22 protein-coding genes and 1 pseudogene are annotated in these 23,691 nt (G+C 69.6%); 14 read left to right on the forward strand and 9 right to left on the reverse strand.

Features of this window, described 5'->3' with window-relative positions:
* Positions 1-2: 2 nt before the first annotated feature.
* Positions 3-1,058 (forward strand): lysophospholipid acyltransferase family protein, encoded by a 1,056-nt coding sequence (locus QQY66_RS28245; protein ID WP_301983080.1) that lies wholly within the window; start codon positions 3-5, stop codon positions 1,056-1,058.
* A gap of 93 nt (positions 1,059-1,151) precedes the next feature.
* On the opposite strand, the gene QQY66_RS28250 is transcribed toward QQY66_RS28245, so the two are convergent.
* The 3 genes from QQY66_RS28250 to QQY66_RS28260 all read right to left on the reverse strand — a co-directional run bounded on the left by QQY66_RS28250 (position 1,152) and on the right by QQY66_RS28260 (position 4,685).
* Positions 1,152-2,387, reverse strand: coding sequence for a DUF5667 domain-containing protein (locus QQY66_RS28250; protein ID WP_301983081.1), 1,236 nt, complete (start codon positions 2,385-2,387; stop codon positions 1,152-1,154).
* Between the two features lie 237 nt (positions 2,388-2,624).
* Complete coding sequence (locus QQY66_RS28255; RefSeq protein WP_301983082.1) at positions 2,625-3,398, reverse strand: ECF subfamily RNA polymerase sigma factor, BldN family; 774 nt, start codon at positions 3,396-3,398, stop codon at positions 2,625-2,627.
* Between the two features lie 351 nt (positions 3,399-3,749).
* Entirely contained in the window at positions 3,750-4,685 is a 936-nt protein-coding gene (locus tag QQY66_RS28260; RefSeq protein ID WP_301983083.1) for an HAD family phosphatase, read from the reverse strand.
* Between the two features lie 113 nt (positions 4,686-4,798).
* Between QQY66_RS28260 and QQY66_RS28265 the strand changes: the two genes are divergently transcribed.
* From QQY66_RS28265 to QQY66_RS28285, 5 genes are all read left to right on the forward strand, one after another.
* Positions 4,799-5,071, forward strand: a complete 273-nt coding sequence (locus tag QQY66_RS28265) for a glutaredoxin family protein (RefSeq protein WP_301983084.1) — start codon at positions 4,799-4,801, stop codon at positions 5,069-5,071.
* Positions 5,072-5,327: 256 nt separating this feature from the next.
* Positions 5,328-6,092 (forward strand): redox-sensing transcriptional repressor Rex, encoded by a 765-nt coding sequence (locus QQY66_RS28270; protein WP_301983085.1) that lies wholly within the window; start codon positions 5,328-5,330, stop codon positions 6,090-6,092.
* Positions 6,089-7,795: a glutamyl-tRNA reductase gene (locus QQY66_RS28275; protein WP_301983086.1), complete on the forward strand. Its 1,707-nt coding sequence runs from the start codon at positions 6,089-6,091 to the stop codon at positions 7,793-7,795. The genes QQY66_RS28270 and QQY66_RS28275 overlap by 4 nt, the downstream gene beginning before the upstream one ends.
* Positions 7,792-8,754 (forward strand): hydroxymethylbilane synthase, encoded by a 963-nt coding sequence (gene hemC / locus QQY66_RS28280; RefSeq protein ID WP_301983087.1) that lies wholly within the window; start codon positions 7,792-7,794, stop codon positions 8,752-8,754. Before QQY66_RS28275 ends, hemC begins: the two co-directional genes overlap by 4 nt.
* Positions 8,751-10,454 (forward strand): uroporphyrinogen-III synthase, encoded by a 1,704-nt coding sequence (locus tag QQY66_RS28285; protein WP_301983088.1) that lies wholly within the window; start codon positions 8,751-8,753, stop codon positions 10,452-10,454. The genes hemC and QQY66_RS28285 overlap by 4 nt, the downstream gene beginning before the upstream one ends.
* Before the next feature lie 40 nt (positions 10,455-10,494).
* On the opposite strand, the gene QQY66_RS28290 is transcribed toward QQY66_RS28285, so the two are convergent.
* Positions 10,495-11,907, reverse strand: coding sequence for an FAD-binding oxidoreductase (locus QQY66_RS28290; RefSeq protein ID WP_301983089.1), 1,413 nt, complete (start codon positions 11,905-11,907; stop codon positions 10,495-10,497).
* 463 nt (positions 11,908-12,370) lie between these two features.
* On the opposite strand from QQY66_RS28290, the gene hemB reads away from it, so the two are divergent.
* Positions 12,371-13,372: a porphobilinogen synthase gene (gene hemB, locus QQY66_RS28295; protein WP_301983090.1), complete on the forward strand. Its 1,002-nt coding sequence runs from the start codon at positions 12,371-12,373 to the stop codon at positions 13,370-13,372.
* A 21-nt stretch (positions 13,373-13,393) separates the two neighbouring features.
* On the opposite strand, the gene QQY66_RS28300 is transcribed toward hemB, so the two are convergent.
* Positions 13,394-14,116, reverse strand: coding sequence for a DUF4232 domain-containing protein (locus QQY66_RS28300; protein WP_301983091.1), 723 nt, complete (start codon positions 14,114-14,116; stop codon positions 13,394-13,396).
* Between the two features lie 215 nt (positions 14,117-14,331).
* Between QQY66_RS28300 and QQY66_RS28305 the strand changes: the two genes are divergently transcribed.
* On the forward strand, positions 14,332-15,666 hold the full coding sequence (locus tag QQY66_RS28305) for a helix-turn-helix transcriptional regulator (protein WP_301983092.1): 1,335 nt from the start codon (positions 14,332-14,334) through the stop codon (positions 15,664-15,666).
* A 10-nt stretch (positions 15,667-15,676) separates the two neighbouring features.
* Here QQY66_RS28305 and QQY66_RS28310 read toward each other — a convergent pair whose 3' ends face one another.
* Positions 15,677-15,859: a hypothetical protein gene (locus tag QQY66_RS28310; protein WP_301983093.1), complete on the reverse strand. Its 183-nt coding sequence runs from the start codon at positions 15,857-15,859 to the stop codon at positions 15,677-15,679.
* 197 nt (positions 15,860-16,056) lie between these two features.
* On the opposite strand from QQY66_RS28310, the pseudogene QQY66_RS28315 reads away from it, so the two are divergent.
* From QQY66_RS28315 to QQY66_RS28325, 3 genes and pseudogenes are all read left to right on the forward strand, one after another.
* A pseudogene (locus QQY66_RS28315) lies at positions 16,057-16,558 on the forward strand (aminotransferase class I/II-fold pyridoxal phosphate-dependent enzyme); the annotation flags it as partial.
* 66 nt (positions 16,559-16,624) lie between these two features.
* A complete protein-coding gene (locus QQY66_RS28320) occupies positions 16,625-17,455 on the forward strand; it encodes an AraC family transcriptional regulator (RefSeq protein ID WP_301987523.1) in 831 nt (276 codons plus the stop codon).
* Between the two features lie 149 nt (positions 17,456-17,604).
* Complete coding sequence (locus QQY66_RS28325) at positions 17,605-18,672, forward strand: methyltransferase (protein ID WP_301983094.1); 1,068 nt, start codon at positions 17,605-17,607, stop codon at positions 18,670-18,672.
* 45 nt (positions 18,673-18,717) lie between these two features.
* Here the strand turns inward: QQY66_RS28325 and QQY66_RS28330 are convergent, their stop codons facing one another.
* Positions 18,718-19,539: a DUF4253 domain-containing protein gene (locus QQY66_RS28330; RefSeq protein ID WP_301983095.1), complete on the reverse strand. Its 822-nt coding sequence runs from the start codon at positions 19,537-19,539 to the stop codon at positions 18,718-18,720.
* A gap of 278 nt (positions 19,540-19,817) precedes the next feature.
* On the opposite strand from QQY66_RS28330, the gene QQY66_RS28335 reads away from it, so the two are divergent.
* A complete protein-coding gene (locus QQY66_RS28335) occupies positions 19,818-20,174 on the forward strand; it encodes a DUF805 domain-containing protein (RefSeq protein WP_301983096.1) in 357 nt (118 codons plus the stop codon).
* A 9-nt stretch (positions 20,175-20,183) separates the two neighbouring features.
* Here the strand turns inward: QQY66_RS28335 and QQY66_RS28340 are convergent, their stop codons facing one another.
* Both QQY66_RS28340 and QQY66_RS28345 read right to left on the reverse strand, forming a co-directional pair.
* Entirely contained in the window at positions 20,184-20,372 is a 189-nt protein-coding gene (locus tag QQY66_RS28340; protein ID WP_301983097.1) for a DUF397 domain-containing protein, read from the reverse strand.
* Positions 20,369-21,196 carry a helix-turn-helix transcriptional regulator gene (locus QQY66_RS28345; RefSeq protein WP_301983098.1) on the reverse strand — a complete coding sequence of 276 codons (828 nt, stop codon included), beginning with the start codon at positions 21,194-21,196 and terminating at the stop codon, positions 20,369-20,371. Before QQY66_RS28345 ends, QQY66_RS28340 begins: the two co-directional genes overlap by 4 nt.
* A gap of 113 nt (positions 21,197-21,309) precedes the next feature.
* On the opposite strand from QQY66_RS28345, the gene QQY66_RS28350 reads away from it, so the two are divergent.
* Positions 21,310-21,831, forward strand: a complete 522-nt coding sequence (locus tag QQY66_RS28350) for an ATP-binding protein (protein ID WP_301983099.1) — start codon at positions 21,310-21,312, stop codon at positions 21,829-21,831.
* Complete coding sequence (locus tag QQY66_RS28355; protein ID WP_301983100.1) at positions 21,768-23,678, forward strand: hypothetical protein; 1,911 nt, start codon at positions 21,768-21,770, stop codon at positions 23,676-23,678. The genes QQY66_RS28350 and QQY66_RS28355 overlap by 64 nt, the downstream gene beginning before the upstream one ends.
* Positions 23,679-23,691: the final 13 nt, after the last annotated feature.

Here is a 23,691-nt window from a genome sequence, read left to right on the forward strand (position 1 = left end):
CGATGGCGGACGCCAAGGTCATTCCGTTCGACGACGACCGGTCCCGCGGGAGCGCCGTACAGCGGCCGCCGCGGCGCCGGACCAGTTCGGGGAGCCGGCGCAAGAGCGGTGAACCCGCACTGGTCCGTGAGGTCCAGCCCCTGCCCGGGCGGGCGCTCGCGCAGGATGATGTCCCTGTGACGCGTGAGGAACAGCCGCCGCAGCGGCCCAAGGACGACGGCGGCCTGGAGCGGCGCATCGCGGGCGGCCTGGCCTTCCTGCGCCGCCGTCTGACGGGGGACTACGAGGTCGACGACTTCGGCTACGACGAGGAACTCACCGACCATGTCCTGATGTCCCTGCTGCGCCCGGTGTACGAGAAGTACTTCCGGGTCGAGGTGAAGGGCATCGAGAACATCCCCACGGACGGTGGCGCCCTTATCGTCGCCAACCACTCCGGCACGATCCCGCTGGACGGCCTGATGATGCAGGTCGCCGTGCACGACCACCACCCGGCCGGCCGCCACCTCCGCCTCCTCGCGGCCAACCTGGTCTTCGTGCTGCCGGTGATCAACGAACTGGCCCGCAAGCTCGGCCACACCCTGGCCTGCGCCGAGGACGCCGAACGCCTGCTGGCCCAGGGCGAACTGGTCGGGGTGATGCCGGAGGGCTTCAAGGGCATCGGCAAGCCCTTCAGCGAGCGCTACAAGCTCCAGCGCTTCGGCCGCGGCGGCTTCGTCTCCACGGCACTGCGCCAGGGCACCCCGATCATCCCGTGCTCGATCGTCGGGGCCGAGGAGATCTACCCGATGATCGGCAACGCCAAGACCCTGGCCAGGGTCCTCGGCTTCCCGTACTTCCCGCTGACGCCGACCTTCCCGTGGCTCGGCCCGCTGGGCGCGGTTCCGCTGCCGACGAAGTGGACGATCCAGTTCGGCGAGCCGATCCTCACGGACGGCTATCCCCCGGAGGCGGCGGAGGACCCCATGCTGATGTTCAACCTGACCGACCAGGTCAGGGAACAGATCCAGCACACCCTCTACAAGCTGCTGGTGCAGCGCCGCTCGGTCTTCTTCTGACTGAGGAAGCGTTCTGAGGAAACGTTTGTACGACGATAGGGGGCGCCCCTTGTGAGAAGGGCGCCCCCCATCGTCGTACTACCGCCGTAACCCCTACTCGACGTCCTCGCCTTCGATGCCCAGACCGGGCAGCAGGCCCGGTAGCAGTGGTGGAAGCGTGACGTCCGGCTCGGTGCTCGGCGTGCTGCTGCCGGACGGGGTGGCGGTGCCGGTGTTCTTCGGCGGGTCGAGAAGACCGCCGGTGCTGCCGCCGAGCAGACCGTCGCTCTCGGCATCGGAGTCGGACGGCTTGCTGGGCTTGGTGTCGCTGGAGCCGCCACGGTCCGATGTGCCGCTGCCCGCGCTCGGTGGCGCGGACCGATCGGCGCCGGAGGAACCGGTGGACGTCGATCCGGTGCCCTGCCGTTCACCGTTGCCGCCGCCCCCGTGGGTGGGAGGCTGCGGAAGCAGGGACTGCAGCGGGGCGACCTCTTCGTCTATGGCGTCGAAGACCGAGGACACCTGCTCGCTGACGTCCCCCAGTTGCACGGGAAGCCGCTCGCGCAGCGCGCCCCAGGCATCGCGGTGCGAACTCGAGAAGGTGGAGAGGGCCTGGATGGGGCCCAGGGACGCCGGGTCGCGCTCGTAAGCCGCGCTCAGCAGTCGGTGGCCCTCCGAGGCGTCGTGCGTCATACCGGACAGGGCACGGCGGATCGCGCCGACCGACTCGTGGTCGAGCTGTCCGCTGCGGTCGCGCTCCATCAGGCGCCGGGCCTCGCTGAGCCTGGTCGAGGCCTGGTCGAGGTAGGAACGGCCGCGCTCGTCGTCCCCGTCGGACAGGTAGTTGAGCTTGAAATCCTCTATGCCGCGCTTGAGTCCGTACAGCGAGTCGCCGGGCAGCGCGTCGGAACTCGCGGCGGCGACTCCGCCGAAGGCCCCGGCGGCGACCCCGACGCTGAGCCCGCCGGCGGTGAGCCCCTTGGCCAGCCGGGTGCGCGGCCGCAACTTGCCGAGCGGGCTCGCCCGATGGGCGCCGCGCCCTCGATGGGACCGCTGCCCCGGCATCGCGGGCGCGGTCGCCCCGCCACCCAAGGAACCCTCTTGGAGCATGGCCTCCATGGCGGCCACCAGCTGGGCCCGCTGGACGACCTTGACCTCGGGGTCCATTTCAGGCTTGGGCAGCTCGCCGAGACCGGTCGTGAGCGCCAGCATGCGCCCCTGCTCGGTCTGTTCCGCAGCAGCCTCTGCCGGTGGTGCCTCTGACTGCTCGGCCGCCGGGCCCCGGTCGGACTCCTCCAGGGCCTGGGCGAAGGCGTTCGCCCGCCGGTGCGCCGATACGTTCGCGATCACTGGCGGCACCTCCTCTCGTCATGACGGTCGACTCCCCAGGGGGTCCTGAGGGTTGCACGCCCTGACCGAATCCACACGATCGAGTGATCGAAGACGGTCAGGGAGTGACCACAGGGAGCCTGCATCCCGCACAACGAGCGGCGCGGCACTTGGGTTACGGACGATGGATGATCCGACGGTGGAGTCAACAGAACTTCACTGTAGGTGAGTTGGAGATGGCTGAGCGTGTACGGACAGTCAGCGGGCGTCGTCCGGGAGAAGCCGGGCGAGCGTGCGGACGGCACGGTACTGGAGGGTCTTGATCGCGCCCTCGTTCTTGCCCATGACGCGGGCGGTCTCGGCGACGGAGAGGCCCTGCAGGAAGCGGAGCGTGACGCACTCCTGCTGCTGGGGATTGAGTCGGCGCACGGCATCGAGCAGTGCGGCATTGGAGAGGGATTCGAGCACCGAATCCTCGGGCGAGCGCTCGACCTCATTGGCGTCGAGCATCTCCCCGGTGGTCACCTCCAGCCGGAACCGGCTGGACTTGAAGTGATCGGCGACGAGGTTGCGGGCGATGGTCACGAGCCATGCCCCGAAGTCCCGTCCCTGCCAGGTGAAGGTGCCGATTCTTCTGAGTGCCCGCAGAAAGGTCTCGCTCGTAAGGTCCTCGGCGGTCGCCTTACCTCCCACCCGGTAGTAGATGTACCGATAGACAGTGTCGCTGTACTGGTCGTAGAGGCGCCCGAAGGCATCGGCCTCGCCGGCCTGTGCGCGCTCGACGAGGTCCATCATGCGGGCGCTGTCGCTGTCCGCGGCCGGGCGGCGAGCGGTGGTGGCACCGGCCGAACGCCCTCGTCTGCTGACGGCGGCTGTGCCGTCAGCGAGCGCGTAGCACGGGCCGACCGGCGCTGTGGCTACGGCGAAGGCGGGGACGGCGTACGCGGTGGGGACGAAGCCGCGCAACAGGTCCAGGACCGTTGCGCGCAGCGTAGCCAGGCCCGAGGCGTCAACCCCGACGTGTGGGTACACGGGACTCCCAGAGGCAGAGCTTCCATCACGTGCAGTGCGGGACCGTTCACCCGTCGTAGCGACGGAGGGGTACCGGTTTGCGTCTGAGGAGAATAACGCTTCGTGCAGGCATTGCTACGCCCAGTTGCTCAAATCATCGATTCCGTCGCTTCTGTAACCGATTGACGCTCGATCAAGTGCCGCACGGTGACCGGTTGTTGATCGCCTGTGGTCGGGTTCCGGTCAGGAGCGGGGCGTGTTGTGGCCGTGTGCAGCCAACGGGACTGGATGGCGCGGTGCGGGGGTACGACCACTGGATTGCCCGGCGTTCGGGCGTGGCCCGGCGTGGTTGCTGGGCGGGCGCGGCTGGAGCTACCGCCTGCGGCGGCTCAGGGCGATGGCTGCCGCCGTGCCGCCTGCCACCGCGCCCACGCCGGCTGCTGCTGGGATGCCGACCTTTGCGGCCTTGCGGCCGGTGCGGTAGTCGCGGAGGCGCCAGTCGAGTTCGCGGGCGTGTTTGCGGAGCTTGGTGTCGGGGTTGATGGCGTAGGGGTGGCCGACGAGGGAGAGCATCGGGATGTCGTTGTGGGAGTCGCTGTAGGCGGCGCAGCGGGTGAGGTCGAGGCCTTCCGCTGTGGCCAGGGCGCGTACCGCCTCCGCCTTTGCCGGGCCGTGCAGGGGTTCGCCGACCAGCTTGCCCGTGTAGACCCCGTCGACCGACTCGGAGACCGTGCCCAGTGCGCCCGTGAAGCCCAGGCGGCGGGCGATCACCGTGGCGATCTCCACCGGTGCGGCAGTCACCAGCCATACCTTCTGGCCCGCGTCCAGGTGCGCTTGGGCCAGCGCGCGTGTGCCGGGCCAGATGCGGTCGGCCAGGTACTCGTCGTAGATCTCCTCGCCGATCGTCATCAGCTCGGCCACCCGGTGGCCCTTGACGATGGACAGGGCGGAGTCGCGCGCGTCCTGCATGTGCTCGGGATCCTCGACCCCGGCCAGCCGGAACCAGGCCTGTTGCCAGGCGAACTTCGCGAGATCGCGGGTCTCGAAGAACTTCCGCTTGTACAGCCCCCGCCCGAAGTGGAAGAGCGCGGCGCCCTGCATCACGGTGTTGTCGAGATCGAAGAACGCGGCGGCCTTGTCGTCGCCGAGCACGGGGAATTCCGGTTCGCCCTTGTCCTTCTCGGCGGACGGCGGCGGTTCCTGCTCCTGCGTGGACTTGCGTGCGGCTTCCGCCGACGCCTCGCCTGCCAACACGCTCCGGGCGGTGGCGGAGCGCCTACGGGGAGTGAGCCATCCAAGAGCGGCCATGGCGTGAGCATAGCCAGTCTGTTCGGTGGTTCCGGAGTCGGGAGGTTTGGTGGCTGTGAACTCTCCGCGACCACGCAGTTAAACCGTGGTCGTCTCGGCGCGAGAATGGCCGTATGAGTCCTATCTTCCGGCGGCCCGCCGCCCGTGCCCGGCTCGTCACTCTCATCCGCAAGCCCGGCTGCCATCTGTGTGATGACGCACAGCTGGTGGTCGAGAAGGTCTGTGCGGACCTGGGTGTTCCATGGGAGGAGAAGGACATCTCCCAGGATCCCCAACTCCATGACCAGTACTGGGAGCAGATTCCGGTTGTCCTGGTCGACGGGGAGCAGCACACGTTCTGGCGCGTGAACGAGGACCGGCTCCGCAAGGCTCTGGCCAAGCACTGACCGACCAGTCCAAGTCGGCCGGAAACTGGCTTAGGATCGACGGCGACCTGGTCTCGGGGGTGGGGATCGTTGAGGAGAGTGTTCGGTTTTGACCCCCGTGTCGGCCCGTAGGGAGTGGCGCGTGACCCCGGTCACGTTGGCTGGGCAAATCGGACACCATCTTTGTGCACGCGTTCACAAAGACATAGCCTGCTTTCGACGGGGCGGTCCAGGGACGTGTGACCGCCTGCAGCCCCGCTCTACCCGCAGGAGCACCGTGGCAACTGGCCGAACTCACCGACCGGCGACCCGTAGCCGAGGGATTCCCGAGGCCACCGTCGCCCGGCTTCCGCTGTACCTCCGTGCGCTGACCGCACTGTCGGAGCGCTCGGTCCCCACGGTCTCCTCCGAGGAGCTGGCGGCCGCGGCGGGGGTCAACTCCGCCAAGCTGCGCAAGGACTTCTCGTATCTGGGCTCGTACGGCACCCGTGGTGTCGGCTACGACGTCGAGTATCTCGTCTACCAGATCTCCCGCGAACTCGGCCTGACCCAGGACTGGCCGGTTGTGATCGTCGGTATCGGTAACCTCGGCGCCGCCCTCGCCAACTACGGCGGGTTCGCCTCCCGTGGCTTCCGGGTCGCCGCGCTCATCGACGCCGATCCGGAGATGGCCGGGAAGCAGATCGCCGGGATCACCGTCCAGCACAGTGACGACATAGAGCGGATCATCTCCGACAACGGCGTCTCGATCGGGGTCATCACCACCCCGCCGGGCGTCGCCCAGCAGGTCTGCGACCGGCTCGTCGCCGCCGGCATCACCTCCATCCTGAACTTCGCGCCGACCGTGCTGTCCGTCCCGGACGGCGTCGACGTACGCAAGGTCGACCTCTCCATCGAGCTGCAGATCCTCGCCTTCCACGAGCAGCGCAAGGCCGGCGAGGAGGCCGCGTCGGCCGACGGCGCCGGCCCGGTCGCCGCCGTGCGCGGCGAGTCCGCCGACAAGGGACCGGACGGGGACGTACCCGCCGTGATGCCGGCATGAGTCTCCTCGTCGTCGGGCTGAGTCACCGCAGCGCTCCGGTCAGCGTCCTGGAGCGGGCCGCGCTGTCCGCGGACGCCCAGATCAAGCTGCTGCAGGACACGGTCGCCGCCGAGCCGGCCACCGAGGCCGCCGTCCTGGCCACCTGCAACCGCATCGAGCTGTACGCGGACGTGGACAAGTTCCACGCGGGCGTCGCCGAGCTGTCCACGCTGCTCGCCCAGCACAGCGGGGTCGGCCTCGAGGAACTCACTCCTTACCTGTACGTGCACTACGAGGACCGGGCCGTCCACCACTTCTTCTCGGTGGCCTGCGGGCTGGACTCGATGGTCGTGGGCGAGGGCCAGATCCTCGGCCAGATCAAGGACTCCCTCGCGGCGGCCCAGGAGCTGCACACCGCGGGCCGCCTGCTCAACGACCTGTTCCAGCAGGCGCTCAGGGTCGGCAAGCGCGCCCACTCCGAGACCGGCATCGACCGCGCGGGCCAGTCGCTGGTCAGCTTCGGCCTGGAGCAGCTGGCCGTCGGCAAGCCGGTCGACGGCTGGGCCCGCGGCAAGAAGGCCCTGGTGATCGGCGCGGGCTCGATGTCCTCGCTGGCCGCGGCGACGCTCGCGCGTGCCGGAGTCGCCGAGATCGTGATCGCCAACCGTACGTGCGACCGCGCCGAGCGTCTCGCGCAGATCCTCACCGAGGGCGACGACACGGACGTGCTGGCCCGCGCGGTACCGATGGAATCGGTGCCGGCCGAGCTGACACGTGCCGACGTCGCGGTGTCCTGCACGGGGGCTACGGGGCTGGTGCTGGCGGCGGAGACGATCGCGGCGGCGCTGGACGGTCGAGGGGTGGTCGCGCAGCCCGGCGTTGACGGGGTGCCGCCTGCGCCCACCCGTGCCGCCCAAGCGGCACGACTGCCCGCAGGCTCCGCGGGTGACGAGAACTGTCCGCTCGACCTGGCAGCCGCGCAGCCGGGCTTCTCCGTGATGGGGGAGGCCGCCGTGGCCGGGATGGACGCGGCCACGCTGGAGCAGCACGCCGCGTGGGTCTCCGGGAGCGCCGTGGACCGGCACGAGGCGGGTCGCCGTACACCCGAGGCCGACGCCGAGCTGATCACCGCGCTCGCCGCGACCGCGGCCACCGCCGGGCGGATCCCCGAGCGGCGCAGGCCTGAACCGGTGGCGGTCGTGCCGCGGCCCGAGCCGGTGCTGTTCCTGCTGGACCTGGCGATGCCGCGCGACATAGACGCGGCCGTGCACCGGCTCGCCGGGGTACGGCTGGTGGACATCGAGTCGCTGGCGGAGGCCTCCGCGGACGCTCCGATGGCGGCCGACGTCGACCAGGTCCGACGTATCGTCTCCGACGAGGTGACGGCGTTCGGGGCGGCGCTGCGAGCGGCGCACATCACGCCGACCGTGGTCGCGCTGCGGACGATGGCCGCCGATGTCGTGGCCACCGAGATCGCGCGTCTGGAGGGCCGGCTGCCCGGCCTCGACGACAAGCACCGGGCGGAGATCACACAGACCGTGCGGCGCGTCGTCGACAAGTTGCTGCACGCGCCGACCGTACGGGTCAAGCAGCTCGCGGCCGAACCCGGCGGCGCCGGGTACGCGGACGCGCTGCGGACCCTGTTCGACCTCGACCAGGAGACGGTGGCCTCCGTCTCCCGGGCCGAGGACAGCACCAGCAAGGAAGACCGAGGCTCGGCATGAGTGACGACAAGGCCTTGAGGCTGGGGACCAGGCGAAGCAAGCTCGCCATGGCCCAGTCCGGGCAAGTGGCAGAGGCCGTGAGCCAGGTGACCGGACGGCCCGTCGAGCTCGTCGAGATCACCACGTACGGCGATGTCTCCCGTGAGCAGCTCGCGCAGATCGGCGGCACGGGTGTCTTCGTGACGGCGCTGCGGGAGGCCCTGCTCAAGGGGGAGGTCGACTTCGCGGTTCATTCGCTGAAGGACCTGCCGACCGGGCAGCCGGACGAGCTGGCGCTGGCCGCCGTCCCCGAGCGTGAGGACCCGCGGGACGTGATCGTCGCCCGGGACGCGCTGAAGTTCACCGACCTGCCGCGCGGGGCGCGCATCGGTACGGGTTCGCCGCGGCGGATGGCCCAGCTGAACGCGTACGCCCGGACCCATGGGCTGGATATCGAGACGGTTGCGATTCGCGGGAACGTGGATACACGCGTCGGGTATGTGCGCGATGGTGAGCTGGATGCGGTGGTGCTGGCCGCGGCCGGGCTCAGCCGGATGGGCCGTATCGACGAGGTGACTGATTTTCTTTCGGTCGACACAGTTTTGCCCGCTCCCGGCCAGGGAGCACTCGCGATCGAATGTGCCGCGGACAACGCGGATCTGATCGCAGCGCTCGCGGAGCTCGACGACCCGTTCACGCGGGCCGCCGTGACCGCCGAGCGGTCACTGCTCGCCGCCCTGGAGGCCGGTTGCAGCGCACCTGTGGGCGCGCTGGCCGACCTTTTGGCCGACGGGCAGATTGTCAAGGAAATGCGCCTGCGCGGCGTCGTCGGCACGACCGACGGCTCGCGGATGGTGCAGTTGTCCACCACCGGTCCCGTGCCCGAGACGTACGACCAAGCAATGGCGCTCGGCCGTGAACTCGCGGCCGAGATGCTTGCCCAGGGCGCGGCCGGTCTGATGGGGGAGCGAGCACATTGAGCCCCACCACCCTTCCCGCCGGTCCTGAACACGGGCACGTCACCTTCCTGGGTGCCGGACCCGGAGATCCGGGACTACTGACTCTGCGCGCCGTCGAGGCGCTGGCGAACGCGGACGTTCTCGTCGCCGAGCACGAGGTGCTCGACGTCGTACGCGCTCATGCCAGATCGGGCGTCGCCGTCGTGAACACGGAACCGGGTCCTTCGTCGGACCCGCATCCGGGCACAGGCACGCCTCAACTAACGGTTGTTGACGGTCAGTCAACAACCGCTGGCGCCCCCGCCGTGCGGGATGCCGCACATCTTGTCATGGAGGCCGCGCGGGGCGGCAGGCGGGTCGTGCGTGCGGTCTCGGGGGACCCGGGACTAGATACGTACGCCGCCGAGGAAATGCTCGCCTGCGCCGCCGCGGGTGTTCCGTTCGAGGTCGTGCCGGGTGTCGCGGCCGTCGTCGGGGTGCCCGCGTACGCCGGTGTTCCGCTGCGGGACGCCCAGGGCGCCGATGTGCGGTTCGTGGATGCGCGGACCGCGTCGGAGCGGTGCTGGACCGAGGTCGGTGCGTCGGACGGCACGGTCGTCGTGTCGACGACGCTGGAATCCGTGGCTGCGGCTGCGGGTGAGCTGGTGTCCTCCGGGCGCAAGCCCGATACGCCGATGACGGTCACGGTCGCCGGTACGACTACTCGGCAGCGGACGTGGACCGCCACGCTGGGGACGATCGCGCAGACGCTGAAGCAGGCGAAGGTGCTGCCGTCGCCCGAGGGCGGGCGGCCCGTGATAGCCGTGGTCGGGGAGCGTTCCGCCGCGGCTCAGCGTGAGCAGCTGTCGTGGTTCGAGTCCAAGCCGTTGTTCGGCTGGAAGGTGCTCGTTCCGCGGACCAAGGAGCAGGCGGCGTCGCTTTCCGACCAACTGCGGTCGTACGGGGCCGTGCCGCACGAGGTGCCGACGATCGCCGTCGAGCCGCCGCGGACGCCTCAGCAGATGGAGCGGGCGGTCAAGGGGCTGGTGACCGGGCGCTATGAGTGGATCGCTTTCACCTCGGTGAATGCGGTCAAGGCCGTGCGGGAGAAGTTCGAGGAGTACGGGCTCGATGCGCGCGCCTTTGCGGGGATCAAGGTTGCCGCGGTGGGGGAGCAGACCGCGAAGGCGTTGGTTGCGTTTGGTGTGAAGCCGGATCTGGTGCCGAGTGGGGAGCAGTCGGCGGCGGGGTTGCTGGAGGACTGGCCGCCGTACGATCCCGTTTTTGATCCCATCGACCGGGTGTTCCTGCCGCGGGCCGATATCGCTACCGAGACGTTGGTGGCGGGTCTCATCGAGCTTGGGTGGGAGGTTGACGACGTGACGGCTTATCGGACCGTGCGGGCGTCGCCGCCGCCTGCGGAGACTCGGGAGGGGATCAAGGGGGGCGGGTTCGATGCGGTGCTGTTCACGTCGTCTTCTACGGTGCGGAATCTGGTCGGTATTGCCGGGAAGCCGCACAACGTGACGGTGATCGCTTGTATCGGGCCTGCTACGGCCAAGACCGCTGAGGAGCATGGGCTTCGGGTGGATGTGATGGCTCCGGAGCCGTCTGTGCACAAGCTGGCCGAGGCGTTGGCGGACTTCGGGATGCGGCGGCGGGCTGCGGCGCTGGAGGCGGGGGACGCGGTGACTCGGCCCAGTGAGCGGCGGCCGGGGGCGCGGAGGCGGCGTACGACGTAGGCGCGCGGCACGCCGCATGCCCGCAGGCTGACGGGGTCAGCTATGCGGGCATCGGGGTCACCGTGTGGCCGTAGCGTAGGAGGTTTTTGGGGTCGTAGGTTGCCTTGTCTCGGCGTAGGCGGTTGTAGACCTCGGGGGTCCAGGCTCGGGCTCGGTCGGATTCGTTGCCGGGGCGGCCGTGGATGTTGACCATGGAGCGGCCGGTGCCGTAGGGGGCCATGGCGGTGTTGAGGGCGGCCGTGGCTGTTTCTACGGCCTCGGCCGCTTCTGGGCTCGGGACTACGGCGACCGTTTCCAGTAGGTGGCTTGCGTCGCGGGCGCAGATCGCGTCCTCCGTGGCGATCGTGCGGGCCAACGCGCCTCCCATGTGGCGGAGTTCGACTATCAGCAGGGGGTAGTCGGGGGGTGCCGCCGGGCCCGCGTGTGCCAGCAGGGTGTCGATGGCTTCAGGGGTGAGTTCCGCCAGCAGGGTGCACGACTCCCTTGCGGGGAGGGGGTCCTGGGGTTCCGCGTAGATCGAGTCCACGTCGGTGTAGTCCATTTCGTCGACCGTGTCGAACACGACGGGTGCGGCGGAGCGGATGGGGTCGAGGAGGCGCCGGCCGTCGGCCGGGTCGCCGGTCCAGACGATGGCTACGCGCGCCCAGAATCGGCCGCGCAGGGGTTCGGGGATCGCCGGGAGCGGGGGGAGGCGGAGGAGGGTGAACGCCGAGCACATCTGGGTGGGGACGGTGGGGGCCCAGTCGGCCCAGGCTCGGAGGAGGGGTTCCGCGTGTTCGCCGGCGCAGTAGATGCCGCCGCCGAGGATGCTGGACAGGGGGATCAGCTCGGTCACGAGTGAGGTGACCACGCCTACGTTGCCCTTGCCGCCGCGCAGGGCCCAGAACAGTTCCGGTTCGTGGGTCGCGTCCGTTTCGCGGAGGGTGGCGTCGGGGGTGACGACGTGGAAGGAGCGGACCAGGTCGGAGGCGTATCCGTAGGCGCGGCCGAGGATCGGGAGGCCGCCGCCGAGGGTGTAGCCGATCACGCCGGCGTCTGTGGAAGAGCCGTTGAGGGCGGCCAGGCCGTAGGGGGCGGCGGCGTCCAGGACGTGTCGCCATTTGGCGCCCGCGGCGATCGTTGCGGTGCGTTGGGTCGGGTCGATCTGTACGTCCGTCATGCGGGACGTGTTGATCAAGAGGCCGTTGTCGATCGGGAAGTTGGCGCCGTGGCCGGTGCCCTGGACGGCTACGGGGGTGTCGGTGGCTGCGGCCCAGCGCATCGCGGCGACTATGTCGCCAGGGGTGGTGGCGCCGACGACCACGTCCGGGATGTGGCGGGCGGCCAGGTTGAAGCCGGTGACTTCGTCGGCGTAGCCGTCGTCCGTGGGGCGTAGGACCGGGCCGAGGATGTCGGAGAGGGCGAACAGGTCGGGGGTGTCGTGGGGGTGGTGGGGGTGGTGGGCGGTGGTCATCGGGTCCTCCCCGTCGGGGTGCGCTTGGGCTCGGGGGGCTTGTTCTCTCAGCTTGGACCCGGGGGTCGTGGGGCGCATTCGGGGGGTGCGGGGTGCCTCCCGGCGGGGCTGCGGGTGTGTGGGGGTGCGCGTAGCGCCTTTGGTGTGTGGTGGGGGCGGGGCCGCGGTGGGGGTGTCCGTCCTCGGAACGTCGCGGCTCGGTCTGCTGGTGGGGTGCCCGTGTTGACGCGACAACCGCTGCGGGCGGACACCCCCACCGCGTCCCCTTCCCGCCGTGGGCGACCGCGGGTGCGTGGTGGCATGCGCCGCAGGACGCCGGGCCGCCCGGGCGCGTGGGCGGCTGCGGGTCGGTGGTCGCATCGCCAGTGCGTCGGGTCGTCCGGGTGCGTGGGCGGTTGCGGGTCCGTTCTGGGCCGACGCCTCGTCGGCAAAGGTGGGGTTGCGTGCGGCGTAGCCTCGTTGCATGACGAAGTACGGATCGTTTCCCGGTACGCGTCCTCGGCGGCTGCGTACGAGTCCTGTCATGCGGCGGATGGTTGCCGAGACCCGGCTGCATCCGGCCGACTTCATCCTGCCCGCGTTCGTGCGGGAGGGGGTGAGTGAGCCGGTGCCGATCGCGGCCATGCCCGGGGTCGTGCAGCACACTCGGGACAGCCTGAAGAAGGCGGCTGCCGATGCTGTGGCGGCAGGGGTGTCCGGGATCATGCTCTTCGGGGTGCCGGAGGAGTCGAAGAAGGACGCCCTGGGGACGCCGGGGACCGATCCGGACGGGATTCTGCAGGTCGCGATTCGGGATGTGCGGGCCGAGGTCGGCGATCAGTTGTTGGTGATGTCTGATCTGTGTCTTGATGAGACCACTGATCATGGGCACTGTGGGGTGCTCGATGAGCGGGGGCGTGTGGACAATGACGCGACCCTTGAGCGGTATGCCGAGATGGCTCAGGTGCAGGCCGATGCCGGGGCGCATGTCCTGGGGGCCAGCGGGATGATGGACGGGCAGGTCGGGGTTGTTCGCGATGCCCTTGATCAGATCGGGCGGGAGGATGTGGCGGTGCTGGCGTACACCGTCAAGTACGCCTCCGCCTTCTACGGGCCCTTCCGGGAGGCTGTCGGCTCGTCGTTGCAGGGGGACCGGAAGACGTATCAGCAGGACCCCGCCAATGTGCGGGAGTCGCTGCGGGAACTCGCCCTCGATCTGGAGGAAGGGGCCGACATGGTGATGGTGAAGCCTGCCGGGCCCTATCTGGATGTTCTGGCGCGGGTCGCGGACTTGGTGGATGTGCCGGTCGCCGCCTATCAGATCTCCGGTGAGTACTCGATGATCGAGGCCGCCGCCGAGAAGGGGTGGATCGACCGGGACCGGGCGATCCTGGAGACGCTGACCGGGATCAAGCGGGCCGGTGCGCAGAACATCCTCACCTACTGGGCCACCGAAGTCGCCCAGAAGGTGAGGATGTTGCCCTGATCGGGCAGGATTGGGGGCCGGTCAGTTCAGGGCGTCCGCCATCTCCGACTGCCAGTACGTCACCGACAGCGAGCTGTCGTAGTAGACGCCCTTGGCCGGCAGGGCCGGGGTTGCGGACGCGCCGCCGGAGCTGTTCGGGGTCCCGCCCTGGAAGGCGATCGTGAGCTTCTTGCCGGTGGTGCCGCCGTCGCCGCTGCCGTCGGCCGCGCTGAGGAGGACGCCCGCGTAGCCAGAGGCTCCGGGGGAGAGGGTGGGGACGGCCTGCGGCTTACTGTCCGGCCTTCCCTGCGGGACCCACTGCATCTCGTCGAAGCGGAGCACCGGGTAGTACATCAGCGAGCAGGGCTTCGAGCCGGTGTTGGTCACGGTGAGCAGCATGTGGTTGAGCGGGCGTGAGACCGGCTGGGCGGTGACCTTGGTGTTGGAGCCGTTGCAGATGGCGGGGTTCGACGAGGACTTGCCGGCCTGGTCGGTCTTGTCCGTCTTCTCGGTGGTCCGGTTGCTGTGGCCGGTCTGGTTCTGCTGTGCGGGCTGTGAGGTCTTTCCGGAGCCGGAGTTCGAGTGCTGCGTCGGCTGCGATCCCTTGGTGTCATCCGTGGGCGACGCCGTCGCCGTTGTCGACGGCGTGGGCTTCGACGCACCCTCGTCCTTCGTGCCCGTTCCGTTCTGGCAAGCGGTGAGAGCGAGGGTGGCGACGGTGATGCCTGCGGCGGCGAAGAGGCGGGCGTGGCGGAAGGTGCGCATGGCTGGGTCCTTGTCCGTATGAGCGGGTCGTTGCCCGCCGCCCGTCCGGGTGCCGGAGGCGGCGTGCTGTTGATGAGGAGAGCCTGTGCGATAGTGCGTCCCAGCCGCATCAACTGGCGGGCGATCAGGGACACTGGAACGCTGATAACGGTCTGACCTGGGGAAACGACCATTCCCTGGAACGGTGGAATGGGATGACGGGGGAGGGAAGAACGGTGTCGGACGGCACTGCCGCGGACGGATTCGCGGCGTTTCTGCGCCAGTTGAAGGACCGCTCCGGGCTCAGCTACGGGGTGCTCGCCAAGCGGCTGCACATGAGTACGTCGACGCTGCACAGGTACTGCAACGGGGATGCCGTACCCACGGACTATGCGCCTGTGGAGCGGCTGGCTCGCTTGTGCAAGGCGTCACCCGCGGAGTTGGTGGAGCTGCATCGGCGGTGGGTGCTGGCGGACGCGGCGCGGGGCTCCCGGAAGGGGGCGGCGGATGCTGCGGCTGCGGAAGCGGTGGCTGAGGGGGCGGCGGAGACGGCTCGGGCAGGTGGTACGGCGGGCGTGTCGGGCGCTTCTGAGGAGGCTCCTGGGGACATGCCGGAGGACTTGCCAGGGGACGCTCCCGGCCCCGCCCGGCCGCAGCAGAGCCGTCGTCTGCGTCGTCGTACCGCTCTCCTCGCCGGTGTCGCCGTGGCCGCCGTCCTCGGCGCCGTCGCGTTCGCCGTGCAGCCCTTCTCCGGTGACCAGGGCGATGTCGGGCGGCGCAGTCCGGTCGGTGCGGCGGCGTCCTCCGGAGGTGTGTCCGCGACCCCGACGAAGGCCTCGCCCGCGCCGACCGCGAAGGAGACCGAGTCCGGCGGGAAGAGCACGCCGTCCGTTTCGCCCTCGGTGAGCCGTACGAGCGGCGGGGCCGGCGGCGCACCGGTCGGTGAGGATCCCGGGAACGACGCCGGGCCGCTGCTGACGGTGACCACGCGGCCGTACACCTGGGAAGGGCCCTGTTCGCAGCACTATCTGATCGACCGGCCCGCGGCGGAGGTCCATCCACCGCCCTTCGAGCAGGGCGCGCCGGCGTGGGTGTCGGCGGAAGGGGCGGTGTCGGCGGGGCAGCAGTTGGTGACGCTGACCGTGCAGGGGACCGGGGAGCGGACGGTGGTCCTGGAGAGTCTGGCGGTCCATGTGGTCGGCAGGGGTATGCCGCTCGCCTGGAACGACTACGTGATGGGTGTCGGCTGCGGTGGCGATGTGCCGACGCACCCCTTCACCGTCGCCCTCGACGCGGCCCGCCCGGTCGTTCAGCCCGCGGCCGGGCAGCGGGACTTCCCGTTCTCGGTGAGCGAGTCGGACCCGGAGGTCTTCCGCGTCATGGCCGATGCCTCGGCGTACGACGTGCGCTGGTATCTGGAACTGAAGTGGTCCAGCGGCACACGGCAGGGCACGGTGGTCGTCGACGACGGCGGTGAGCCGTTCCGCACGAGCGGTAACAACGGCCGTCCCTCGTACGAGTTCCCGCTCGGCGGCGAGAAGTGGGTCGAGTCGGCGGGGGACGGGGCCTAGGGGACGGGGCCTAGCGGTTCTGGTCGGGCGTCGGTGAGGGGGAGGCCGTCGAGCTGATCGTGGCTGATGGGCCCTCGTCGCGCAGGCCTTCGCCGTCCTCGCACCCTGTGAGCGCACCCGCGAGCACGAGTGCGGCGAGTACGGCCGTCGTCGTGGCGAGCAGCCGGGTTCGGTCGGCGGGGCGTGCGGACATGGTGGCCCTTTCGGTGCTGGATTTCCAGGGAGGGCTTCAGCTTGCGTGGTGATCGGCCACGACCGCCAGGGCCGTCGGGGGATTCGGGACGTGGGATGGGTGGGATGGCGTCTGAGCTGGGCGGATGGTGTTTCCCTCGGAGGCGGGACGGGACGGGAATCGGGGGCTGATCCGCTGTCCCGGCCGGGCTGTATCCCGGGCTCGCCACGGACGCCGACGACGTGCTCGTCACGACGGGTTCGCAGCAGGCGCTGTCCCTGCTGTCGACGGCGCTGCTGGAACCCGGGGACACGGTTGTCGTCGAGAACCCCTGTTATCTGGCGGCGCTTCAGGCCTTCGGATTCGCGGGCGCGCGGGTGGTGGCGGTGGTGGTGCGGGAGCGGCCGAAGCTCTTCTGCACCGTGCCTACGTTCCAGAATCCCACCGGTTGCACCATGCCCGTTGAACGCCGGGCCGCCGAGGACGACCCGTACGGCGAGCTGCGCTTCGAGGGTGAGCGGGTGCCGTGGATCGCCGCGCGCGGGGCCGGCCGACGCCCTGCCGCCCGGCTCGACCTGGCACCGGCCCGGGGGCGGGATGTCCTCTGGGCCCGGCTGCCGGAGTCGTACGACACCACCGCACTGCTGGCGAAGGTGGTGCGGGACGCAGACGCCGGCGGAGATCGGGGAGGGGGTTGCAGGGCTAGGACGGGGCCTGCGGGAACGGGGCGGGGACTGCGGAATTTTCGTCCAAGACAGGGCCGCCGAAGTCGGCGATGTTAGAGGCATGCGCAGTTACGAGGTGAGGATCTACCCCATCGACCGCGATGTTGACGAGGACGGCTGGGAAGTCGCCCGTCCCCTCGGGGGGACGTCCGTCGACGGTGTCGGGATGGCCGGGTTCCGCGACCGTGTCGCTACCGGGCTGGACCTGCAGGTGCTTCCTCAGCCTGCTGTGATCGTCGTCATCGGACTCGGGCACGATCCGCTCACGGTCGAGGGCGGCAAGGGGCACCAGCCGTTGAGGAGCTTCGTCGCCGCGTTGGCGCCGGGGCCGGCCCGGGTGCGCGGTGAGCGTGTCGAGTGCATCGAGATGCGCTTGTCGCCTCGGGCCGCCTATGCGCTGCTGGGCGTCTCCCCGCGGGAACTGGACGGGGCCGTCACCAGTCTCGAAGACCTGTGGGGTCGGCACGAGCGACGCTTGCGCGAGCGGCTGAGCGAGGCCCCGACATGGCACGAACGCCTTGCGCTGATGGACGAGTTCCTCACGACGCGGGCTGCGCAGGCGCCGTCGATGACGCCCGAGGTCGCCGCCGTGTGGGATCACATCGTGGCCCAAAGAGGCCGGGTACGGGTCGATGACCTGGCCGCTTCCTGCGGCTGGAGCCGCAAGCGGCTGTGGTCCAGGTTCAGTGCCCAGATCGGCCTCACTCCCAAGCGGGCCGCCATGCTGGTCCGCTTCGACCAGGCCGCGCGAGCACTCTGCGCGGGTGAGAACGCCGCCGAGGTCGCCCTGGCGTGCGGATACGTCGACCAGCCCCATCTCCATCGCGACGTGCTGGCATTCGCCGGCTGCACGCCGGGTGCCCTGGCCGGCAGGACGACGTCCGCCGGCTAAGCGCTCTGCGCTCCGCGCTCCGCGGGAATTGCCGCGGTCGGCCGTCGATCGTCCGCGGGACCGTTGTGGCTGGTCACGCAGTTCCCCGCGCCCCTTCGGGGCGCTGCCGAACCGCAGACGAACAAACGAGGGAATGAAGGAGTACACCTGTGGCGAACACCGATGTCCAAGCACCGGACATGGCCGACGTCGACCGGATCGTTCGGCTCGCCTTCGGGACCATGGCCGCGCAAACCCTGCGCACGGCAGTCAGGTTGAGGGTGGTCGAGCTGATCGGAGACCAACAACGCCCGGCCGCCGAGGTGGCGGCCGACGCCGGAGCCGAACCCCAGCCCATGACCCGGCTGCTGCGCGCGCTCGCAAGCCTGGGCCTGCTGAACGAACACACACCCGACTCCTTCTCGGTGGCCCCCGCGGGCGCCCTCCTCGACTCCCGGCGCCCCGACTCGCTCACCTCTCTGGTGCGGTTGTTCACCGAGCCGGTGATCGCGCGCGCCTGGGAGCACCTGGACGACAGCGTCCGCACCGGTGACATCGCGTTCGACGCCGTCTACGGCACGGACTTCTTCAGTCACCTCGCCCAGCACCCCGAGCTGTCCGCCGAGTTCAACGCGGCGATGAGCCAAGCCGCCGGGGCGAGTGCCGCCGTGCTGCCGGGCGCCTACGACTTCGGACGGTTCACCAAGGTCACAGACGTCGGGGGCGGAGACGGAACCCTTCTGGCCGCCGTACTCGACGCGCATCCGCGTCTCACAGGCGTCCTCTACGACACGGCGGAAGGCCTGGGCCAGGCGCGGAAGACGCTGCAGCAGCACGGGCTCATGGAACGCTGCTCCCTGATCGCCGGGGACTTCTTCCGTTCGGTTCCCGAGGGCTCGGACCTCTACCTGATCAAGAGCGTCCTGCACGACTGGACGGACGAACAGGCGGTGACGATCCTGAGCCGCTGCCGCGAGGTGCTGCCGCCGGGCGGCCGTGTCCTGATCGTGGAGCCGGTGCTTCCCGAGGTCGTCGACACGGACGCCGAAGCCCATGCCGCCGACGGCGGGATCACCTATCTCAGCGACCTGAACATGCTGGTGAACCTGGGTGGCAGGGAGCGCACCCGCAAGGACTTCGAGGAGGTGTGCCGGCGTGCGGGCCTGTCCCTGACGTCGGTCACTCCGCTCACGGAGGCCGCACCGTTCTCCCTCCTGGAGGCCTCTGCGCTGACATGAATCAGTCCCTACTCAGTCCCTACTCAGTCCCCACCCAGTCCCCACTCAGTCCCACCAGAAGTGCCAGGCCGGCTGGTTGAGGAGGCGGCGCTCGGCGTAGGTCCGCAGGGTGGTGTCGCTGCTCTGCCAGAGGTTGTCCGGGCAGAACGCGAAGTGCTCGGCGGCGAGTGCCTCGGCGTCGGCCTGGGTCGAGGGCGGGGCCGCGACGGACACCAGCAGGTGGTCGAAGCCGAGCGCCACGACCCGTATGCCGAAGCGGTCCTCCCAGGAGCGGAGTACGGCGCACAGCCGGGCCACGTCGCTCTCATGGTTCGCCGGGCCCGACCAGCCGATCGCCGCCGGTATGTCCGCGCTGCGGCGCGCGGGGACGAGGGCGAGGTGTGGGTCCTTGAAGGGCCCGCCGCCCGCGAGGAGGAGCGAGTCCGCGATCTCGGCGGCGGCGGAGTCGGGAGCGGCGGGTTCGGTGGAGTCGGTGGAGTCGACTGAGGGCTCGGGGACTTCGGCGAGGCCGGGCCACTCCTCGCCGTCCTCGCCCTCGCAGTCCTCCCAGAGTTCCTCCAGCACCTCGTCCGCGTCGTGATCGCCCGGATACGACACCTCTCCCGGCATCAAGTCCCAGACCTCCGGGCCGCCTTGACTCCCACCGGTCTCCACCAGCACCGGCAGCAGCCCGGCCCGCCCGGCCGGCGCGCCCAGCTTCGTCCAGACGCCCACCGACGCGGGCGTCTCGGCTTGCCACAACAACGGCTCATGCCATGGGCCTTCGTCGGTCGCGTCGATCAGTCGCCCCGGCGGAAGCGTGAGCCCGAGCGCACGACCGCTCGGATCGGCCGCGAGCGTGGGCAGCGGGTTGGGAAGTGTCGCCATGTCACAGACTGTAAGGCCGACCACTGACAACGGTTCGAGATCGTTCCGGCTTCGAAGCGGCGTAGGACGGGACACGAATCGCACACGGTTCGCACGCGGGGGACGGAATCACCGGTGATCTTGGATGGATCTGTCCTGAATACGCCTATGGGCTTGCCCCGAACACCCCGCTGAGCAGGGACGTTTACCGCGTTGACGAGACCCCGTCAGCTCCGTACGTTCTGCCTTTGGCCGGATCCGATCGGTGAGGCTCACGCATCGATCCCTGGGGGGATTACATGAACTGGTTCGTCGAGGTTCTCAAGAAGTACGCGGTGTTCAGCGGGCGTGCGCGCCGCACGGAATACTGGATGTTCACGCTGATCTACACGGTCATCGCCATCGTGCTGACGGTCGTCGACATGGCCGTCATCGGTTCGAACGTCCTCGTCCCCATCCTCACCGTCGCGCTCTTCCTGCCGGGCCTGGGTGTCACGATCCGCCGGCTGCACGACACCGGCCGCACGGGCTGGTGGGTCCTCATCAGCATCGTCCCGCTCGTCGGCCTGATCGTGATGCTGATCTTCCTCTGCGCGGACGGTGAGGACACCAACAAGTACGGCCCGAACCCCAAGTTCGTGCCGGCCCACGCCTGACGCTTCGGCTCAGCGGGCGGCGTACGCCGTGAAAGCGGCCCAGGCCTCGGGGGAGGCGGTGAAGGTGGGGCCGCTTTCCTCGGGGTTCTTGGAGTCGCGGATGTGGATGGCGTGGGGGCGGATGGCGACTTCGAGGCATTCGCCGCCCTCATCACTGCTGTAGGTGGACTTGAACCACTGAAGTGCCTCGGCGTTCATTGCTCTCCTAGCAGACGGTCCAGCAGGCCCTTCGACTCCAAGGGGGACAGGGCCTGTGCTCGCAGCATCGCATATTTGCGCGCGAGGATGGACACCTCATCTGCGTCAGACACCCACTGGCTGCCGCGCTGACCTTCGATGTAGGCCAGGTGCTGGTGGTCCGCGGTTTCCAGGAGTACGAAGGGGCCTGCCAGCCCTGCATGGGAAGGGCTCGCCATCGGCAGGAACTGGAGCGACACACAGGGGAGTTCGGCGCATCTCTGCAGATGGCGGAGCTGTTCCGCTCGGACATCCGGACCCCCGATGCCGAGGTGCAGCACCGGCTCCCAGATGACGAAGCTGAGCGTCGGTGGGCTCTTCCGGTGCAGGATCTCCTGTCGATCCATCCGCGCCGTCGTCCTCGGCTCGATCTCGTCCTCGTCGTACGCCGGAACCCGCTCCCGCAGTACGGCTTCCGCGTATGCCCGCGTCTGAAGCAGGCCGGGCAGCACCTGGTTGGCATAGAGGGACAGCGCAATCGCCTCCCGCTCATGCTGCATATACAGCTCCGCCCACATCGGGAACTGGTCGATCTCCGGCAGGTTGGCCACGCCCACCGACAGCATCCCCTTCGTCTGGAGGATGTCGTCCAACAGCGCCGCCAGGTCCGGTTTCAGAGACCTCCGGCCCTGCTCGATCGACGCGATCGTCTCCTCGTCCAGCCTGACGCGGTCGCCCAGCGCACTCTGGGTGTAGCCCGCGACGCGGCGCGCCGCGCCCAGTTGCTTGCCGAGCATCTTCATCGACGTCAGGTTCTTCGGCCGCGGCGGCCTCTTCGCGCTCATGCTGGTCTCAATCCCCCAGGGCACACGTACGTCACCGGGTGCGAGCCCGTACAAAAAATCCGTACGGGTTCACCGGGTGATCAACGCTAGTCACTCTCCGCAACTCTCGTCCCGTGAATGAGACGATCCAACTCCCGCCGTTGCGCGAGAAGTTCTTCCCCCGCGATCGGCGATCCGCCCCTGCCGCACGGCGGTTCGCGGCCGAGACTCTCGCCGGGTGGGGGCTCGAAGGAAGCCCGCGCGCGGACGACGTACTGCTCTGTGTGAGCGAGCTGGTGACCAACGCGTTGATGCACGGCGTACCGGCCGGGCGGCAGTTGAGGCTGTTCCTGCGGTATGACGGGCGCGTGTTGGGGGCGGAGGTGCACGACAGCGGGGGCGGTGTACCGCGTGTCCTGGAGCCGCGGGACGAGGGCGGGCGCGGGTTGCTGCTCGTCGCCGCGCTGAGTGATGGATGGGGGGTGCGGGAACGGGAGTTGGGGAAAGTGGTGTGGTGTGAGTTCGTCTGTCCCGCGACGGTGTGCGGTGCCGATACCGTGTCGGCCGACGGGGCGACACATAGGGGGACGGGATGGCTGACGGGCCCGTACTCGCGCGGCTGCACTTCGGGCGTGAGGATGCCGAACGGGATGTGACCGAGGGGCTGTTGCTGCGCGGCGGGTTTCTGCCCAACGCGGCCTACCGTGCCGCGCTGTCCGGGCGGAAGATGCTGATCATCGGCCGCAAGGGGTCCGGCAAGAGCGCGATCTGCATGCAGTTGTCGGCGGACGGCGGGCAGCATGCCGGGACCGTGCTGGTGACGCCCGACGAGACCGCCGGGGAGGAGATCCGGCGGTTCGAGTTGCAGGGGCTGCCGGGGGACTCGGCGAAGTCGTTGATCTGGCGGTACGTGTTCGCCGTACATGCCGCTCGCCACCTGGTGATGCACGCCAAGGACGCACACCGGCGCAAGCCCGACTCGGTGAAGGCGCTGGCGCGGTTTCTGAAGCAGAACGGGGAGTCGGCGGGCGGGCGGCTCGGCGACCGGCTCGCACAGGGAGCACGGGGACTGCAGACCTCGCTGTCCCTGGAGGCGTTCGGGGTCAAGGCGGGGCTCGACCTCGCGCAGGCCCCGTCGGAGGGGGCGCAGGCCGCCCGGCAGTTGGAGGTCGTCGAGCAGGGCGTGGCCAAGGCCTTCGCCGACCTCGGCTGCGCTGGTGAGCACGGGCCGCTGCTGCTCATGGTCGACCAGCTGGAGCAGGTGTGGTCCGCCGAGTCGGACAGCAACTCGATGGTGATCGGGCTGCTGCTCGCCGCGAAGCATGCCGTGAGTCTGTACGGCGGTGCCGTGCGGTTCCTGCTGTTTCTGCGCGCGGACATCTACGACTCGCTGTCGTTCGGCGAGGGCGACAAGTTCCGCGGGGACGAGCTGCGGATCACGTGGACCGAGCAGGCGTTGCGGGATCTCGCGCTGGCTCGGGCGCGGGCCTCCGCGGGGGCCGAGATGACGGCCGAGCTGCTGTGGGGGGAGCTGTTTCCGGCGGTGGTTGAGGGGGAGGAGACCGCGAGCTATTTGTTCCGGCGGTGTCTGCCCCGGCCGCGGGACGCCATCCAGTTCCTCAACCTCTGCCAGGAGACGGCCTGGTTGATCCATGGGCGGGAGCGGATCACGGAGGGGGACGTGCTGCAGGCGGGGCGGCAGTTCTCGGACTGGAAGCTGAAGGATCTGGCGCTGGAGTATCTGGTCGCGCATCCGTTCCTGAAGCACCTCTTCCCGCTCTTCCAGAACACGGGGTACGTGGTGACGCGCGCCGCCCTCGGCAGCCGTTTCGACGCGGCGGCCGAGTCACTGCACCGGCTGTTCCCGGCGTACCCCGACGCGCTGACCCTCCCCGGCATCATCGACGTCCTCTACGCCGTCGGCTTCCTCGGCGTGCGCCGCGGCAACGACGTCGTGTTCGCCGGGGGTGACGATCTGCCCGTGCAGGCCCACGAGACGGAGTTCCACGTCCACCCCTGCTTCCGGGCGGCGCTCGGGGCGACCAGCGCGATCGATCTGCGGCACTTCGAGCCGCTCGTGGCGACCAACCGCCTGGCCCAGGGCAACTTCCAGGCTTTCGGCGAGCTGGGGGTCACGTACATCGCCCGCGACCACCGGCTCGTGATGGAACTGCGGCGCTCCTGCCACTCCATCCTGGCCCAGACCAGCAGGGCGGTGAGCCTGGCACCCGACGCCCGGGACGAGATCACCCAGCAGATCAACCGCGTGCTCGACGAGGTCAACACCATCCCGGCGCACGCCCGGTCGACCTTCGATCTGGAAGACCGGCTCCTGGTCACCACCCACTACTTCGACACCCTCGCCGCCCAGCTGCTGGCCGGCGGGCTCGACGACACCACGGGCGCGGGCGACGTCGTACGCCGTATCGAGGAGGAGTCACGGCGGTTGCGGCGCCTGGCGGGTGGGTCGTACGGGAGTTCGGGCAACTCGTCGGGTTCATGAAAGGGCCATACTC

The organism is Streptomyces sp. DG2A-72 (genome assembly GCF_030499575.1).
Classification (GTDB): domain Bacteria; phylum Actinomycetota; class Actinomycetes; order Streptomycetales; family Streptomycetaceae; genus Streptomyces.

Coding starts and splice junctions, on each gene's coding strand:
- QQY66_RS28335 (WP_301983096.1), top strand. CDS start 19,818: ATGAACTGGTTCGTCGAGGTTCTCAAGAAGTACGCGGTGTTCAGCGGG.
- QQY66_RS28245 (WP_301983080.1), top strand. CDS start 3: ATGGCGGACGCCAAGGTCATTCCGTTCGACGACGACCGGTCCCGCGGG.
- QQY66_RS28260 (WP_301983083.1), bottom strand. CDS start 4,685: ATGGCCGCTCTTGGATGGCTCACTCCCCGTAGGCGCTCCGCCACCGCC.
- QQY66_RS28355 (WP_301983100.1), top strand. CDS start 21,768: ATGGCTGACGGGCCCGTACTCGCGCGGCTGCACTTCGGGCGTGAGGAT.
- QQY66_RS28330 (WP_301983095.1), bottom strand. CDS start 19,539: ATGGCGACACTTCCCAACCCGCTGCCCACGCTCGCGGCCGATCCGAGC.
- QQY66_RS28345 (WP_301983098.1), bottom strand. CDS start 21,196: ATGAGCGCGAAGAGGCCGCCGCGGCCGAAGAACCTGACGTCGATGAAG.
- QQY66_RS28320 (WP_301987523.1), top strand. CDS start 16,625: ATGCGCAGTTACGAGGTGAGGATCTACCCCATCGACCGCGATGTTGAC.
- QQY66_RS28300 (WP_301983091.1), bottom strand. CDS start 14,116: ATGCGCACCTTCCGCCACGCCCGCCTCTTCGCCGCCGCAGGCATCACC.
- QQY66_RS28340 (WP_301983097.1), bottom strand. CDS start 20,372: ATGAACGCCGAGGCACTTCAGTGGTTCAAGTCCACCTACAGCAGTGAT.
- hemB (WP_301983090.1), top strand. CDS start 12,371: ATGACGAAGTACGGATCGTTTCCCGGTACGCGTCCTCGGCGGCTGCGT.
- QQY66_RS28265 (WP_301983084.1), top strand. CDS start 4,799: ATGAGTCCTATCTTCCGGCGGCCCGCCGCCCGTGCCCGGCTCGTCACT.
- QQY66_RS28290 (WP_301983089.1), bottom strand. CDS start 11,907: ATGACCACCGCCCACCACCCCCACCACCCCCACGACACCCCCGACCTG.
- QQY66_RS28310 (WP_301983093.1), bottom strand. CDS start 15,859: ATGTCCGCACGCCCCGCCGACCGAACCCGGCTGCTCGCCACGACGACG.
- hemC (WP_301983087.1), top strand. CDS start 7,792: ATGAGTGACGACAAGGCCTTGAGGCTGGGGACCAGGCGAAGCAAGCTC.
- QQY66_RS28275 (WP_301983086.1), top strand. CDS start 6,089: ATGAGTCTCCTCGTCGTCGGGCTGAGTCACCGCAGCGCTCCGGTCAGC.